Origin of the sequence: Longimicrobium sp. (assembly GCF_036387355.1) — a bacterium.
Classification (GTDB): Bacteria; Gemmatimonadota; Gemmatimonadetes; order Longimicrobiales; family Longimicrobiaceae; genus Longimicrobium.
The window spans coordinates 1-13556 of the sequence record NZ_DASVTX010000143.1; the positions used below are offsets into that span (position 1 = coordinate 1).

The following is a 13556-nucleotide window of genomic DNA, read 5'->3' on the forward strand; positions in this document are numbered from 1 at the left end:
CGCGCCGGCCTTCACGTCCACCTGGTACGGCTGGAACTCGCAGCCCGACCGCACCGGGATGTAGATCACTTCCGGGCTGCCCGTGGCGCCGTTCTCGGCGAACACGCTCACGCCCTGGTACTCGCCCACGCGGGTCACGTCGGTGACGCCCAGCACCCGCGGCAGGCCGTACTTCACGTACCGGCGGCCCATCACCATCACCGGCTCGTTGTTGATGAACCACGTCGAGCTCGCGGCGTAGCCGGCCATGCCCGGCGCGCCACCCATGTAGGTGGTGTCACCGGTCTGCGTGTTGTACCGCGCCGTGACGTTGCGCAGCGCACCGTTCTCCACCACGCACACCTGAATGTCGCGGCTCGCATCCACCGGCGGCGGCGGGGGCGGCGGCGGCGGCGGCGGCGGCGGCGGCGGGGGCGGCGGCGGCGGCGGCGGGGGAGGCGGCGGCGGCGGCAGCAGGTTGCCGAACGCGGCCTTCAGCCCCAGCACCAGGCGCGGCGTAAAGGTGATCTTGTCTTCGGCGTTCTGCGCGTTGTCGGACACGTGCGCCGGCGAGTCGTAGCCGTGCACGGCCAGTTCGCCGAACAGGCCCAGCGCCGAGCCGATCGGGAACAGGTCGGCGCCCACGCCCACCACGCCCATGCCGGTGGTGGAGAGCGTCGGGCTGTCCGACACGCACACGCCATTGGCGATCCATGGGGCCACGAACTGGCAGCCCGGGTACCGGCTGCTTCCGGCGATGTTGGCCGTGTAGCCGCCGCCGCCCAGGAAGAAGTACGTGCTCGCCATCAGGTTGCCGGCGGTCTCGCTCGCGATGAACGGGCGGAACACCAGGTCCAGGTCGTACAGGTAGCTGTTGACGATGTAGTCCGCGTCAAAATCGACGTTGGCGTCCTCGTTCTCCGGCAGGTTCTGCGGCATGTACGCGCCGTGAACCCGCAGGCCGAGCGAGGGGGTGAAGAAGAACGCGCCCGTCGCGCCGAAGATGGGGGCGAACTTGGGAGCGAAGCCGTTCTCTTCGTCCCCGGCGCCGTTGATGCTGAACCAGGGGGTGGTGTAGCTTCCGCCGGCATACACGCCCAGCTCGAACGCACTGGCCCGGCGCCCCATCATCATATCCTGCGCCCGTGCCTCCGCCGTGGTACCGGCCGCGAGCACCGCGGCGGCCAGGGCGGTTGTTGCCAATCGTTTCATGAGTCTTCTCCGAACCGGGTGTCGATCATTGCTGCGCTTTCTTTCTTCCGCGCCCTCAGGGGCCGCGGTCCCGCGGCGCGCACCCCATGGGCGCGCCTTCCTCCCCTTCCCCGTCCACCTCCTGCCCACAGGTGCGTCCCCCAAGGGGACTGTCAGAACGCCTTGAGCACCCCCCCGAGCACCGCGCCGTAAACGCCATGGCCGGCCAGGATCGCCCAGGGCGTCGCCTTGCCCCAGGCGAGCCCGAATCGGCCGGGCGGAGGCATGCGCCCTTCCTTGACGGCCTTGCTGACCCGCTCCAGGAGCGGGAGCGCGGCAACCACCAATCCCCCGTTCACCAGTCCCAGCAGCGTGCCGGTTCCCCATCCGGGCCCGCCCAGCGCCCGCATGAGCCCGGCGTAGACGGCGGCCACCACGACCACGTTCAGGGCAAAGAAAAGCAAGAATCCTACCGTTTCCGTAACGGGAACGTTGGGATCCCGGTAAAACAGGCACCCGAGCTGGGTGGTGGGGCTGAACCGGGTCCACTCAAAGCTCCGGAACAGCCAGAACACGCACGCCGACAGGACGGTGGCCACAAAGCCCGACCACAGGATGGCGCTCCACGACGCTCCCATTCCCGTCCGCTCAGCCGGCCGACGAAGCGCTTACCGTGGCCGGCGCGGTGCGGCCGTCGGCGTCGCGCCGCGGAACCCGGCTGGCGTCCAGCCCGGGAAGCACGTCGTCGGCCACGATGCGCAGCGCGCGGTTGAAGATGACGTCCGACACCCCTTCCGGGATGGTCATGACGTCCAGGTACAGGTCCACCGCCTCGTGCAGCGGCACTTCTTCCGCCAGCGCCTTGCCGAACACCAGCGCGTTCTGGACGTGCGTCTCAAAGAGCGCGTCCTCGGCCCGCGCCGAGGCCAGGTTGATTCGCTGGCGCAGGTCGTCCTGCACGCGCCCCTTGATGCGGCGGCGCACGCGGGAAAACACCGCGTCAAAGCGGCCGGCGTCGTCGCCCTGCGCGCGCGTCTCGTCGGCGGAGTCCGACTCGTCGTCGGACAGGTCAAGGTTGAGCTCCTCGGCCTCCGTGAGCCCCGAGCGCCGGCCGATGGCGGCCAAGGCGCGGCTCCCCACGTTGCGCGCCTGTTCCGGGGTGAGCCGCAGGATGCGCGCGTAGATGTCGAGCGCGGAGTCGAAGGGCAGCTCGTCGTGCACCAGGTCCACCAGCGCGAGCACGTGCCGGACGTGCGTGCTGAGCAGCCGCTCCTGGCAGACGGCGGTGGTAAGATCCACCTGCCGCTGCATTGCGCGCGAGATTTTCCGAGTGAGCGCCACGGGTGCCGTCTCCGTTCGTTGCTGTTTGAGCCAGCCCCCACCGCTGGACCATCCCCGGGGGCGTTCGCGGAAGGGCGGGAGCAAGTTCCATTCCCCGCCCGGCCCGGGCGGTGCTTTGGAGGGCCCGCGCCGGCCGCCCCGCTCCGGGCAAGCCCCGGTCCGCTGCGCGTGGCAGCGGGGGGGGCGGACGGCGGGAACGCGAAGCGGCCCCCTTCCGGAGTTTCCGGAAGGGGGCCGCGGGTTCGGTACGGGACGTCGGCGTTACGGGGCCGCGGGCGCCGGCGTGGCGCCGGTGGCCGGAGCGGGCGTGGCGCCCGTGGCCGGAGCCGTGCCCGTGATGGGCGCCGGCGTGGTGCCCGGGACCGGCGCGGTGCCGGTGGCCGGCGCGGTTCCCGTGGCCGGCGCCGTAGCGCCCGCCGGGGCGCGCGTGGCCGGAGCCGGGGCCGCGTTGCCGCCCTTCTGCAGTTCGCGCTGCAGGATGGACGAAGCGCCCTGCGGCCGCGACGAAAGCATGCTGAGCGTGAGCGCCAGTGCCAGGAACAGCCCGCCGCACCACCAGCTCATCCTGGTGAGCAGCGTGGTCGCGTGCCGTCCGCCCATCAGCGAATCGGTGCCCGCGCCGCCGCCCATGGCGGCCAGGCCGCCGCCCTTCCCGGACTGCAGCAGCACCACGGGAATAAGGATCAGCGCGTCGAGGATCAGCAGGATCAGCAGAAACGTGAACACGGATGGCCCGGAAGACTGGCGAAGAAGTTCTGCGAGGAAACGACGAAAGTTAGACGGAACTCGCCCGGTGTCAACCCGCGGCGGCCACGATGGCGGCAAATCCGGCCGGGTCCAGGCTCGCTCCCCCCACCAGCACGCCGTCCACCCCCGGCTGCGACATCAGCTCCGCCGCGTTGTCGGGCTTCACGCTTCCGCCGTACAGCACGGGCACCCCCTCCGCCGCCTGCGCCCCGTACACCTCCGCCAGGGTGCGGCGCACGGCCGCGTGCATGGCCGCCGCGTCCGCCGGGGTGGCGGTGACCCCGGTGCCGATGGCCCACACCGGCTCGTAGGCGATCACCAGCGTGGGAAGCTGCTCCGCGGAGATGGAGGCCAGCACCGGCCGCAGCTGCTCCACCACCACCGCCTCGGCCCGGTCCGCGCGGCGCTCCTCGATGGTTTCGCCCACGCAGAGGACTGGGACGAGCCCGCCGCGCAGCACCGCGCCTACCTTGCGGACCGTTTCGTCGACCGTCTCGCCGAAGACGTGGCGGCGCTCGCTGTGGCCTACCAGCACCAGCTCCGCCCCGGCATCCGCCGCCATGGCGACGGAGAGCTCGCCGGTAAAGGCGCCGCCCTCTTCCCAGTGCACGTTCTGCACGCCCAGGCGCACGTCCGGCCGCCCCTGCACCGCCTCGCGCGCGGCCGCGAACGACACGGCGGGGGGAAAGAAGACGACGCTGCGGTCGTCCGCGGGCTGCACGAGCGGGAGGAAATCGGCGAAGAAGCGGGCCGCCTGCGACGGCCCGTGGTTCATCTTCCAGTTGCCGGCCAGGATGGGGGTGCGCGGGGCCGTCATGCGGCCTCCGAAAGCGCGCTGACGCCCGGAAGGTCGCGGCCCTCCAGGAACTCCAGCGACGCGCCGCCGCCGGTGGACACGTGCGACATGCGCGACTCCAGCCCCATTTCGGCCACCGCCGCGGCCGAGTCCCCCCCGCCGATGATGGTGGTGGCGCCGCGGCCCGTCGCCTCCGCCACGGCCTCGGCCACGCCGCGGGTGCCGGCGGCGAACTCCGCGATTTCGGAAACGCCCATGGGCCCGTTCCACAGCACGGTTCCCGCCGTGGACAGAACGCGGCGGAACTCCTCCACCGTGCGCGGGCCCACGTCCAGCACCGACTGGTCCGCCGGGATCGCTTCCCGCACCACCGTCTGCGTGGGCGCGCCCGCCTCCATCCGCGGAGCCACGACGGCATCCACCGGAATCACCAGCTTGTCCCCTGCCTGGGCCAGGAGCTCGCGCGCCATCTCCACCCGGTCGTCTTCCACCAGCGAGGTGCCCGTGGCGAGACCCATCGCGCGGAAGAAGGTGTTGGCCATCGCTCCGCCGATGAGCAGCCGGTCGGTCTTGGGGAGCAGGCTACGGATGACGTCAATTTTTCCGGAGATCTTGCTGCCGCCCAGGATGGCCACGAAGGGGCGGGCCGGCTCGGCCAGCGCGCGCCCCAGGTACTGGAGCTCGCGGTCCATCAGCAGCCCCGCGACGGCCGGCTTGCCCTGCGCGCGCATGACGGTGGCGATCCCCGCCGTGGACGAGTGCGCCCGGTGCGCCGCGCCGAACGCGTCGTTCACGTACACGTCGCCCAGCGAGGCCATCTGCTCGGCGAGGGCGGAATCGTTCTTTTCCTCCCCCGGCAGAAAGCGCGTGTTCTCCAGTACGATCACGTCGCCGGGCCGCAGCATGGACGCGGCGCCCTGGGCCTCGCGCCCCACCGTGTCTTCCACGAAGCGGACCGTGCGGCCCTCCAGCAGCCCCGCCAGGTGCGCGGCCACGGGACGCAGCGACATTTCCGGCACCGGCTTGCCCTTGGGGCGGCCGAAGTGCGCCAGCAGCACCAGCGACGCGCCGCGCTGCAGCAGCGCGTCCAGGGTGGGCAGGGTGCTGGTGATGCGGGTGTCGTCGGTGATGCGCCCGTCCTCGATGGGGACGTTGTAGTCCACCCGCACGACGACGCGCTTTCCGGCCAGCTCGTCGTCGCGCAGGTCGGCGATGGTGCGCTTGCGCACGCTCACAGGCGCTCGCCCATGAAGCGGGCCAGGTCCACGCAGCGGTTGCTGTAGCCCCACTCGTTGTCGTACCACGCCACCACCTTCACCAGTCCGGCGGTCACGGCGGTGCACGGCGCGTCCACGATGGACGAAGCCGGGTGGCCGGTGTAGTCGACCGACACCAGCTCTTCTTCCTCGTACGCCAGAATGCCCTTCATGCGGCCCTGCGAGGCGGCGCGCAGGGCGTCGTTCACCTGCTGCGCCGTCACTTCGCGGCCCAGCTCGGCCGTGAGGTCCACCACGGACACGTCGGGCGTGGGGACGCGCACGGCGATGCCGTCGATCTTGCCCTTGACCTCGGGGATGACGAGGCTGGTGGCCTTGGCGGCGCCCGTGGTGGTCGGGATCATGGACACGGCGGCGGCGCGGGCGCGGCGCAGGTCCTTGTGCGGCAGGTCCAGGATGTTCTGGTCGTTGGTGTACGAGTGGATGGTGGTCATCACCCCGCGGTTGAACCCGAACTCGTCCAGCAGGACCTTGACGACCGGCGCAAGGCAGTTGGTGGTGCAGCTGGCGTTGCTGACCACGTGGTGGTTGGCCGGATCGTACTTGTCATCGTTGACGCCCAGGACGATGGTGATGTCCTCGTTCTTGGCGGGCGCGCTGATGATGACCTTCCTGGCGCCGCCCTCCAGGTGCTTGGCGGCGTCGGCACGGTTGGTAAAGCGGCCGGTGGACTCGATGACGATGTCAACACCCAGGTCGCGCCAGGGCAGCGCGGCGGGATCCTTTTCGGCGAACACGCGCACCTCGTCGCCGTCCACGATCAGCGAGTTTTCGCGCGCCTCGACGCTGCCCGGGTAGCGGCCGTGCACCGAGTCGTAGCGCAGCAGGTGCGCCAGCGTCGTGGTGTCGGTGAGGTCGTTGACGGCCACGAAGTCGATGTCGGTGGCCCCCGCCTTCTTGGCCGCGCGAAGGACGTTCCGGCCGATGCGGCCGAAGCCGTTGATGGCGACGCGAATGGGCATGATTCCGCTCGTTGGGTCTGTGAAAAGGCACGGAGCGCCGGGGCCGCCTGGCCGTCAGCGCTCCAGTTCGGGGGTGATGCGCGCACCTGTCGCGACGCTCACCGCGCGCGCCCCCGCCACCCTCGTCGCCGGAATGCGGCCGGCGGTGCCCCGGTGGTAGAACCTCTGTCCACCCGGATCACCCCTCGCCGCCTCTCCGGCAGCGGAGGCGGGGGCGGCGAAAGCGCGCGCTACGTTAGCCCGGGGTTCGCCGGGATGCAAGGCTGTTTGCGTAGCACTGGCGCGCCTTCGCGCCACCATCCGCCGGGCGAACGTTCGTCCGGTGCGCGCGGCGAATCATCGCACCGAACATCGCGGCCAGAGCAGAGAGAAAGGCGTCGGGTTGCTGGCCCGCGTGCGTCACCGCTGCAGGACATCATCCTCAACGCGTGCGGAGGCCCATTCACGCCGAACAGGTTCGGGGTGCGTGCGCGCCGGCTCGTGGAGCGGCGTCGGATCCGCCGTCAATTCAGAGACACTGCAGCCGAACGCCTGCGCCAGCTTGACCAGGGACCGCAGCGTTGGATTAGCCTGCCCCGCCTCGATTACGGCGACCTGGGCCTGCGTCATGCCAGCTTTCGCGGCGAGTTCCTCCTGGGACCAGCCGGCCTGCTCCCGGCGCCTGAATACCTGCTCAGAGATGAAGTGGCGCTCATCAATCTCCTGAAGAAGCGCGCGCTCGTGGAGTGTCTCCCTGGAACTCCGCTTGAAGAAGCTCGTCACGCTTTTCTCCCGGTGAATTGCTCGTACCGCTTCAGAACTTCGTCGCGGACGTGGTTGGGCAACCTTTCATCCTTCTTTTGATACGCGTAGAACAGGTGAAAGGAGGACTCCCCGTTCCTGTAGTAGAACAGGCGGTACAAGCCAACGCCCTCCACCTTGGACCACAGCTCCCACACCGGACCTTTCACCGCCGCAGTCAGTGGGGGGAGCGCCCTGATCCCTCGGCTTGCCAGCTTCTCCAGATCTCGAGTGACCTGCCGGTGCGGCACTGGAGCCAACCCGTCGATGAAGCGCTGCACGTCCGGCTCCCTCTTCAGCGTGAATTCATTCATAGAATATATTGAATAAGTAGAGTGGGCAAGCATCCGTCCGAACGGTGAGTCACTCACTCACCGTCGGGACCGACCGCTGCGCGGCTTCTGGACGCGTACATTGCTGTGCCAGGGTATCGCTCACCTCACCGCTCCAACTCGGGGATGACCCGCGCAAAGGTCGCGACGCTCACCACGCGCGCGCCGGCCTCCAGCAGCGCCTGGGAGCAGGCCAGCGCGGTGGCGCCCGTGGTCCAGACGTCGTCCACCAGGATGACGTGCTCGCCACGCAGTTCTCCGGCAGCCGCCGCGGGGGCGGCAAAGGCATGCGCCACGTTGGCCCTGCGCTCGCCGGGATGCAGTGTGGTTTGCGTAGCCGTGGCGCGCGTCCGCACCAGCAGCCCGGGGGCGGCCGTTCGTCCGGTGCGGCGGGCGAATCCGTCGGCCAGGAGCGCCGCCTGGTTGTAGCCGCGCTCCCGCACCCGGGTGCCGCTGGTGGGAACGGCCACCACCAGCCGGGCCTCGTCGTCCACGTCGCGCGGCCACGCCATGGCGGCCATGCGCGCCGCCATGGGCTCCGCGGCGGCGCGCCACCCGCCGTACTTGAGGGCGTGCACCAGGGCGCGCGGCTCCGGCCCCATCACGAAGGCGGAGCGGATGGAGCGCACGGCGGCTGGCCACTCGCCGCAAGTGCGGCACTTGGGGCGCGGGTTCTCGCGCGCCGGAACGGGCCCCCAGCACCGGTCGCATCGCGGCGCGGGGAGCGGCCGGCACCGCGCCCAGCAGACGCGGCAGACGATGCGCTCCGGCTCGGTCGTCGCCACGGGCTCGCGGCAGGCGACGCAGACGGGCGCGAACACCAGGTCCAGCGCGCCGGCCCAGGCACCGGCGAGAACGTCGCGGATGAGCATCACACCGGGGCCCCGGGCGCGAGTTGGACAATCGGAACACCCGCAAAGCAAGCGCGTCCGCATCGCATCCACAAGCGGCGGCGGGAAATGGGTCCGCGACGTGGCGCGCGCGGCCCGCTCGTCATCGGCCCGTGATCCACAAAAGCGAGGAGGGCCGCCGCGAATCTCGCGGCGGCCCTCCTTCGATCATTCGGGCTCTTGCCTAAACACCATCCCCGTTCCGCCAGCGGGCGCACAATCAGGGCGCAATGCCACGTTCGTGACGGCCTGATCCCACCATCGCGACCCACAATCTGTCCTCGCCCGGAAGGCACACTACAATCCATCCGGTGGGATCCCGAGCCGCCTCGCACGAGAGCCTGCGCAGTGTTCTCGCTCCGCAGACCGACGATCCGCACGTTCCGGGGCTGGTGTACCGCAGTTCGCCCCGGGCGATCAACCCGCCGTCGTCCGTAGTGCCGGCCTCCGGTACGCCCCAGGCGATCTGATACTCGGTCCGTTCCTGGCCTGGCCTGCTGCAGGCTTGCGGGGACGCCAGTGCCGGCCGGGCCCCGCGAATGCGCTCCAGCACCCACGCGGACTCCGTTTGCACGCACTCCTCTCCCCGCGAGCCGTCCAACCGTACGATCTGCAGCAGCATGGCGAGTTCCGCGCTGTCGCGTGTGGCTGGCGCGGCGGCATCGACGGGACGGAGCGGCCCGCCGTATCGCGCATCGCGGATGGGAACAACGAGGACCGGCGTGCCCGCCGAGTCGCGTTGCGCGAGGTGGCGGAAGAGAATGGGACGAAGTACCGAGTGGCGGATCGTGTCCCGGGTGGAGTAGTGAAGCTCCACGTGGTACGCAGCGGGGACGGGACGCCCGGCCTGGCGCGCGGGGAGAAATCGCCAGGCGGCACCACTGGCCGCGCGACATCCCTGAACTGGTCCCATTCGGACTCGGCGCACACGGTGCCTTTCTCCACGCGCCCGTCCGCGGTGACCACGAAGCGCAGTCGTACCGCACCGCCCACGCCTGCGTCTCGAAAAAGCTGAGGCAACTCGGGGATGAGATTGTCTGCGGAGGGCTCCGGGCGCCGCTCCGCCGCAGGGAGACCAGGAAGGGGGGCGCAGTCAGTCTGCGCCGCCGCTTTCGTCGCGCCGCAGACCAGGGCGAGGCCCAGCGCCAGCACGCTGACCGGCCGGGGAAGCTTCCTGATCTTTCTCCCGGTGGTCGAGAGCCGGACGTTCGCGGATGGGGTCACAGGGACTGGCGTCATTCCGTGATCAGCCGCGCCTGGAGCATGAGCGCGGCGGAGGCGGCGGCGAGCAGCGCCTGGTCGTCGGGCGACAGGCCGGGGGCCATGCGCACGTAGCCGGGCGGCGTGCGGTCCACCGCCAGCACCAGGATTCCGTCGCGGGTGACGTGGTAGCCCGCGGGCCAGCCGTCTTCCTCCGCGCGGCCGGGAGCCCGCTTACCGGAGATGGCAAAGCTCGCCTCGCCGCGCCGAAGGGTGCCGGCGGGCATGCCGTCGTTGCGCCCGGTCACCTGCAGCTTCCATTGCGAAGCCGTGTCCGCGCCCGGGCGCAGGTCACACTCCAGCGACAGCCCCGAGCCCAGCTCGATGTCCACGCTGCCGATGGCGACGCCGCGTTCGCGCTCCCGGCTGTCGCAGCGCGCCATCCATCGCACGGTGCGCAGCGTGTCGCGAAGGACAAAGGTGTACTGCTGCTGGTACTCCCTTTTCCCGGCAACGGCGTCAAGAATGCCGCCCCGCTGCCGGATGTCGCGGATCTGCACGGTATCCGCCGAGAACGGGCCAAACAGCAGGCGCGCCGGGTTGCGCATCCCCATCCGCGCACTCACCCGCCATTCGGGCGCGGCGGCGAGCTGCTCCGGAACGGGCATGGGGTCCGGATACATGGAAACGCACGCGGACAGAGCAACGAGGCCCAGAAGGCCGGTCGTCATCAAACGAATCGGAAAGCGCATGGGGCGAAAGGGCTGATGGACAGCGAGACGGTGTTCGGGGCGGCGGTCCCGTCGTGCGGCGGATGACGGGATCGGCGTGGATTCCAAAGCGTAGCATCCGGATGCCGGCGAACGAGGCCGGCACCCGGAATCCCTCACGCGGCGGAGCCTTGCAGGTGCCACTTGATGCGGGTGTAGGCGATCCGGAAGCCCTCCCGCTCCGCGTTGCGCTGCGAGGCGCCGCCGGGGAGCGCGCCCATCATGGCGACGGGAAAGCCGGCGTCCGCCGCGAAGCGCAGCCGCGCCTGCAGCAGCGCGTGCTGGGCGCCGCGGCGCCGGAAGGACGGGATCGTGCTGGCGCCCGCGAGCAGCGCCGCGCCATCGCCCAGGATCAGGACGCCGGCCGCGGCGGGGCGGCCGTCGACTTCCGCCAGAAAGCACTCCGTTCCCGCCGCGCGCGCGCTGATCATGCCGAAGCCGCGCACGAACTCGGCGATCTGCTCCCCCTCGCTGCTCCACCCCTCGGCGGAGACGCCGGCCCACGCCTCCACCTCGTCCGCTCCCACGCGGCGCACGCGCACCCCGGCTGGGAGCTCCGTGCCGTCCTGCGGCAGCGCCGTGGGGCGGTACAGGATGCTGCTGAGCTCCACGGGGCGGTAGCCGCGCGCGTTCAGCCGCTCCAGGATTTCCGGCCCGGCGAGCGGGCTGACCTCGTGAAAGACCTCGGCGCCGCGCTCCGTAAAGAACGCCTCGATGCGCGCGAAGTCGCCGTCGCTCACGGGGCCGGACATCCCGAGCCCGAACGTCTGGGTCAGCATGGAGCCGGCGCCGTCGAACATGGCGTACGTGCCGGCGATCTCGGTCCACGTCGCGCCGCTTTCGGGCTGCAGCCGGGCGCGCGCCTCCACGAACGCGGCGTTCGCGCGCCCCTCCGTGCGTTCCAGGCGCGCGGAAAGTTCTATATCCACGAGCGGCCAGACGCGAACAGGCGCCGGTGCCGCGGCGGTGATGGTATGGGTCAGCGTCGTCACTGTCGCTATTCAGGTTCAATGACCAGGGCGGAAATCCGGCCGATCGGAGGGCAGGAGCGGGTGACCGGCCCCGTGACCCAGACAGAAACCTGCTGCTGGGACTTTACATCCACGAGGCGCACCGCTTCCACTCCGCCGCCCGGAAGCCGCCGCAGGTAGTGCGTGTTTGCGTGCGTATTGCCGTGCAAACCGCATCCGCCCCCGGAAAGCACCAGGATCTGGGAGCCGAGCGCATTGGTGCGAACCGATTGTACGACCCCGCGGACATATGGCTCGTCCGCCGGCAAGGCGGCCGGCGCGGCGCGGGTGCAGGCGGCGCAGACGGCCATCAGCAACACCCAGCCGAGCGAGCGGCCGCGGAGGGATTGGGCGAGCGGGGGCATCAGGCTTCTCCTCGGGACGGGTGGTGGGCGGAGTTCGGGTCGCGGAAAGGCGGACCAGCGGGCACAAAATGAGAGTTTCTGCTTCGATGCGGGAGAGCGGACCGGCGATGCTCGTCTCGGAGCCGGGTTTTCGCGTGTGTGGAGCACCACACGGTAGGCCCGGGGCCGCGTGCCGTCGATGGGTCAACCACCCGGTTCACGCCTCGCGCGGTACACGAGGGAAAGCTCGTGCGATGGACGGCAACGGGGAGACCGTCGTGTGTTTACGGGAGCGCGGACCGCGGCGGCTCCACCCACAGGCGGCCCTCGGCGTGGTGGCTGCCGATCTGGGCCTGCAGCGTGGCGCGCCCGGGATTGTGCACGATCAGCCGCACCGTGTCTTCCACCTCCGCCGTCAGGCCGGGCTCCCGCGACTCCTGGCGGGGCGCGGAGTCCGCGAAATCCAACACCCTGTGCCCGGTGGAGTCCCACGTCACCGAATCGGGGCGGTTGGGATCGAGCCGGACGATGAAGCGCGCCGCGCGCACCGGCGGACCATCCTTTCCCGCCGCCTCGATCACCGCCGTCACCGTGTCTCCCACGGCCGGATGATCGGACGAAAGCGTCATCCGCAGCCCGGCCACGGGGCGGACGACGTTCAGGACGTAGATGCGCGACTGGTGCTTGCGCGTCACCTGGATGCGCGCGGCGCCCTGCCGGTGCGCCGTCACCACGCCATGCCGCCCCACCGTGGCCACGGCGGGATCCAGCGACGTCCACTGGAAATGGTCCGCGTCCTGAAACGCGCTGCACTCGTGCCCCTGCCAGAACGAGCCGTTGCTCCAGCACGCGACGATCTGCGCCGTGTCCCCCGCCGGAACCGTGCGGTTGCGCTTGAGGAACGAGATGTACCCGGCCGGCTCGCACGCCGCCAGCGTTACGCCGATGGCGGCCGTGCACAGCAGGAGGAGCAGCGGGGGAAGACGGAGCATGGGACGGGCGAGCGGCGGGGCGGAGATGGCGGGAAGCGTGCGGCTCAGGCCGTGTCGGACGGCGGATGGGAGAGCGCGGCGCGCATGGTGTCGACGGGCGCATCCACGCCGAACCAGCGGTGGAACGCGGCGGCGCCCTGCTGAATGAGCATTTCGCGGCCGTCCGCGGCGGGGATGCCCGCGGCGCGCATGGCCCTCGCCCACCCCGTTTCGCCCGGCGCGTACACCATGTCCAGCGCGGCGCCGATCCACCCCGGTGCCCGGGACGGATCCAGCGGCGGCGCATCCCCCGGCGTGAGGCCCAGCGAGGTGCTGTTGATGGCGAGGTCGAAGCGGTCGCCGCGCAGTTCATCCGCCGATCCGGCCACGTCCATGCGCAGGCCGGGAGCGCGAAACCGGTCGGCCAGCGCGCGCGCCCGGTCCGCCGTGCGGTTGACGACGGCGATGCGCGCCACCCCCGCATCCGCCAGCGCGCACACCGCCGCGCTCGCCGCGCCCCCCGCTCCCAGCAGCAGCACCGATGCGCCCGCCGGCTCGCGCCCCAGCACCGCGTGCACCGCGGCCCGCGCGCCCTGCACGTCGGTGTTGTCGCCGTGCACCCGCCCGTCGGCCGCCCAGAAGCAGTTGCACGCGCCCGTCCGCGTGACCGCGGGAGAAGGGAGGTCCACCGCCGCCGCCGCGGCCGCCTTGTGCGGAACGGTGACGTTGCCGCCACCGCCGGCGAGGGCGATCCCGCGCATCAGCCCCGGCAGGTCGGGCGCGGCGCAGCGGAGCGCGACGTACACGGCGTCGAACCCCAGGGCACGGATCGCGGCGTTCTGAAAGGCGGGAGAAAGGGAGTGGGCCACCGGATCGCCCAGGAGGGCGAAGAGGCGGGTGGCCGGGGTGGGCGTCACGGATGCAGAATGGGCGCGAGCCGGTCCAGCGCCTGGTCCACCAGCGCGC

The 13556-nt window shown here is 71.0% G+C and carries 14 protein-coding genes and 1 pseudogene; all 15 read right to left on the minus strand.

The annotated features are described in order from the left end of the window. Nucleotides 1–1191, minus strand: a pseudogene (locus VF665_RS06630) (hypothetical protein); the annotation flags it as partial. 152 nt (nucleotides 1192–1343) lie between these two features. Beyond that, nucleotides 1344–1808, minus strand: coding sequence for a hypothetical protein (locus tag VF665_RS06635; RefSeq protein ID WP_331052624.1), 465 nt, complete (start codon nucleotides 1806–1808; stop codon nucleotides 1344–1346). A gap of 10 nt (nucleotides 1809–1818) precedes the next feature. Next, on the minus strand, nucleotides 1819–2469 hold the full coding sequence (locus VF665_RS06640; RefSeq protein WP_331052625.1) for a hypothetical protein: 651 nt from the start codon (nucleotides 2467–2469) through the stop codon (nucleotides 1819–1821). A gap of 303 nt (nucleotides 2470–2772) precedes the next feature. Then, the gene (secG, locus tag VF665_RS06645; protein ID WP_331052626.1) at nucleotides 2773–3237 is read right to left on the minus strand and encodes a preprotein translocase subunit SecG; all 465 of its coding nucleotides are present in this window, start codon (nucleotides 3235–3237) and stop codon (nucleotides 2773–2775) included. Nucleotides 3238–3307: 70 nt separating this feature from the next. After that, nucleotides 3308–4075: a triose-phosphate isomerase gene (gene tpiA / locus VF665_RS06650; protein ID WP_331052627.1), complete on the minus strand. Its 768-nt coding sequence runs from the start codon at nucleotides 4073–4075 to the stop codon at nucleotides 3308–3310. Beyond that, nucleotides 4072–5283 (minus strand): phosphoglycerate kinase, encoded by a 1212-nt coding sequence (locus tag VF665_RS06655; RefSeq protein ID WP_331052637.1) that lies wholly within the window; start codon nucleotides 5281–5283, stop codon nucleotides 4072–4074. The genes tpiA and VF665_RS06655 overlap by 4 nt, the downstream gene beginning before the upstream one ends. A 2-nt stretch (nucleotides 5284–5285) precedes the next feature. Beyond that, on the minus strand, nucleotides 5286–6293 hold the full coding sequence (gene gap / locus VF665_RS06660) for a type I glyceraldehyde-3-phosphate dehydrogenase (protein ID WP_331052628.1): 1008 nt from the start codon (nucleotides 6291–6293) through the stop codon (nucleotides 5286–5288). Nucleotides 6294–6692: 399 nt separating this feature from the next. Next, nucleotides 6693–7055 carry a helix-turn-helix transcriptional regulator gene (locus tag VF665_RS06665; protein WP_331052629.1) on the minus strand — a complete coding sequence of 121 codons (363 nt, stop codon included), beginning with the start codon at nucleotides 7053–7055 and terminating at the stop codon, nucleotides 6693–6695. Further along, complete coding sequence (locus VF665_RS06670; protein ID WP_331052630.1) at nucleotides 7052–7354, minus strand: type II toxin-antitoxin system RelE/ParE family toxin; 303 nt, start codon at nucleotides 7352–7354, stop codon at nucleotides 7052–7054. The genes VF665_RS06665 and VF665_RS06670 overlap by 4 nt, the downstream gene beginning before the upstream one ends. A gap of 158 nt (nucleotides 7355–7512) precedes the next feature. Further along, a complete protein-coding gene (locus VF665_RS06675) occupies nucleotides 7513–8277 on the minus strand; it encodes a ComF family protein (protein WP_331052631.1) in 765 nt (254 codons plus the stop codon). 1253 nt (nucleotides 8278–9530) lie between these two features. Beyond that, on the minus strand, nucleotides 9531–10226 hold the full coding sequence (locus VF665_RS06680; protein ID WP_331052632.1) for a hypothetical protein: 696 nt from the start codon (nucleotides 10224–10226) through the stop codon (nucleotides 9531–9533). Between the two features lie 155 nt (nucleotides 10227–10381). Next, complete coding sequence (locus VF665_RS06685) at nucleotides 10382–11257, minus strand: hypothetical protein (RefSeq protein ID WP_331052633.1); 876 nt, start codon at nucleotides 11255–11257, stop codon at nucleotides 10382–10384. Nucleotides 11258–11262: 5 nt separating this feature from the next. After that, a complete protein-coding gene (locus tag VF665_RS06690; RefSeq protein WP_331052634.1) occupies nucleotides 11263–11640 on the minus strand; it encodes a hypothetical protein in 378 nt (125 codons plus the stop codon). Nucleotides 11641–11903: 263 nt separating this feature from the next. Further along, the gene (locus VF665_RS06695; RefSeq protein ID WP_331052635.1) at nucleotides 11904–12611 is read right to left on the minus strand and encodes an Ig-like domain-containing protein; all 708 of its coding nucleotides are present in this window, start codon (nucleotides 12609–12611) and stop codon (nucleotides 11904–11906) included. Nucleotides 12612–12655: 44 nt separating this feature from the next. Next, nucleotides 12656–13556: shikimate dehydrogenase (aroE, locus tag VF665_RS06700; RefSeq protein ID WP_331052636.1), on the minus strand; the 901-nt coding region annotated here is incomplete at its 5' end.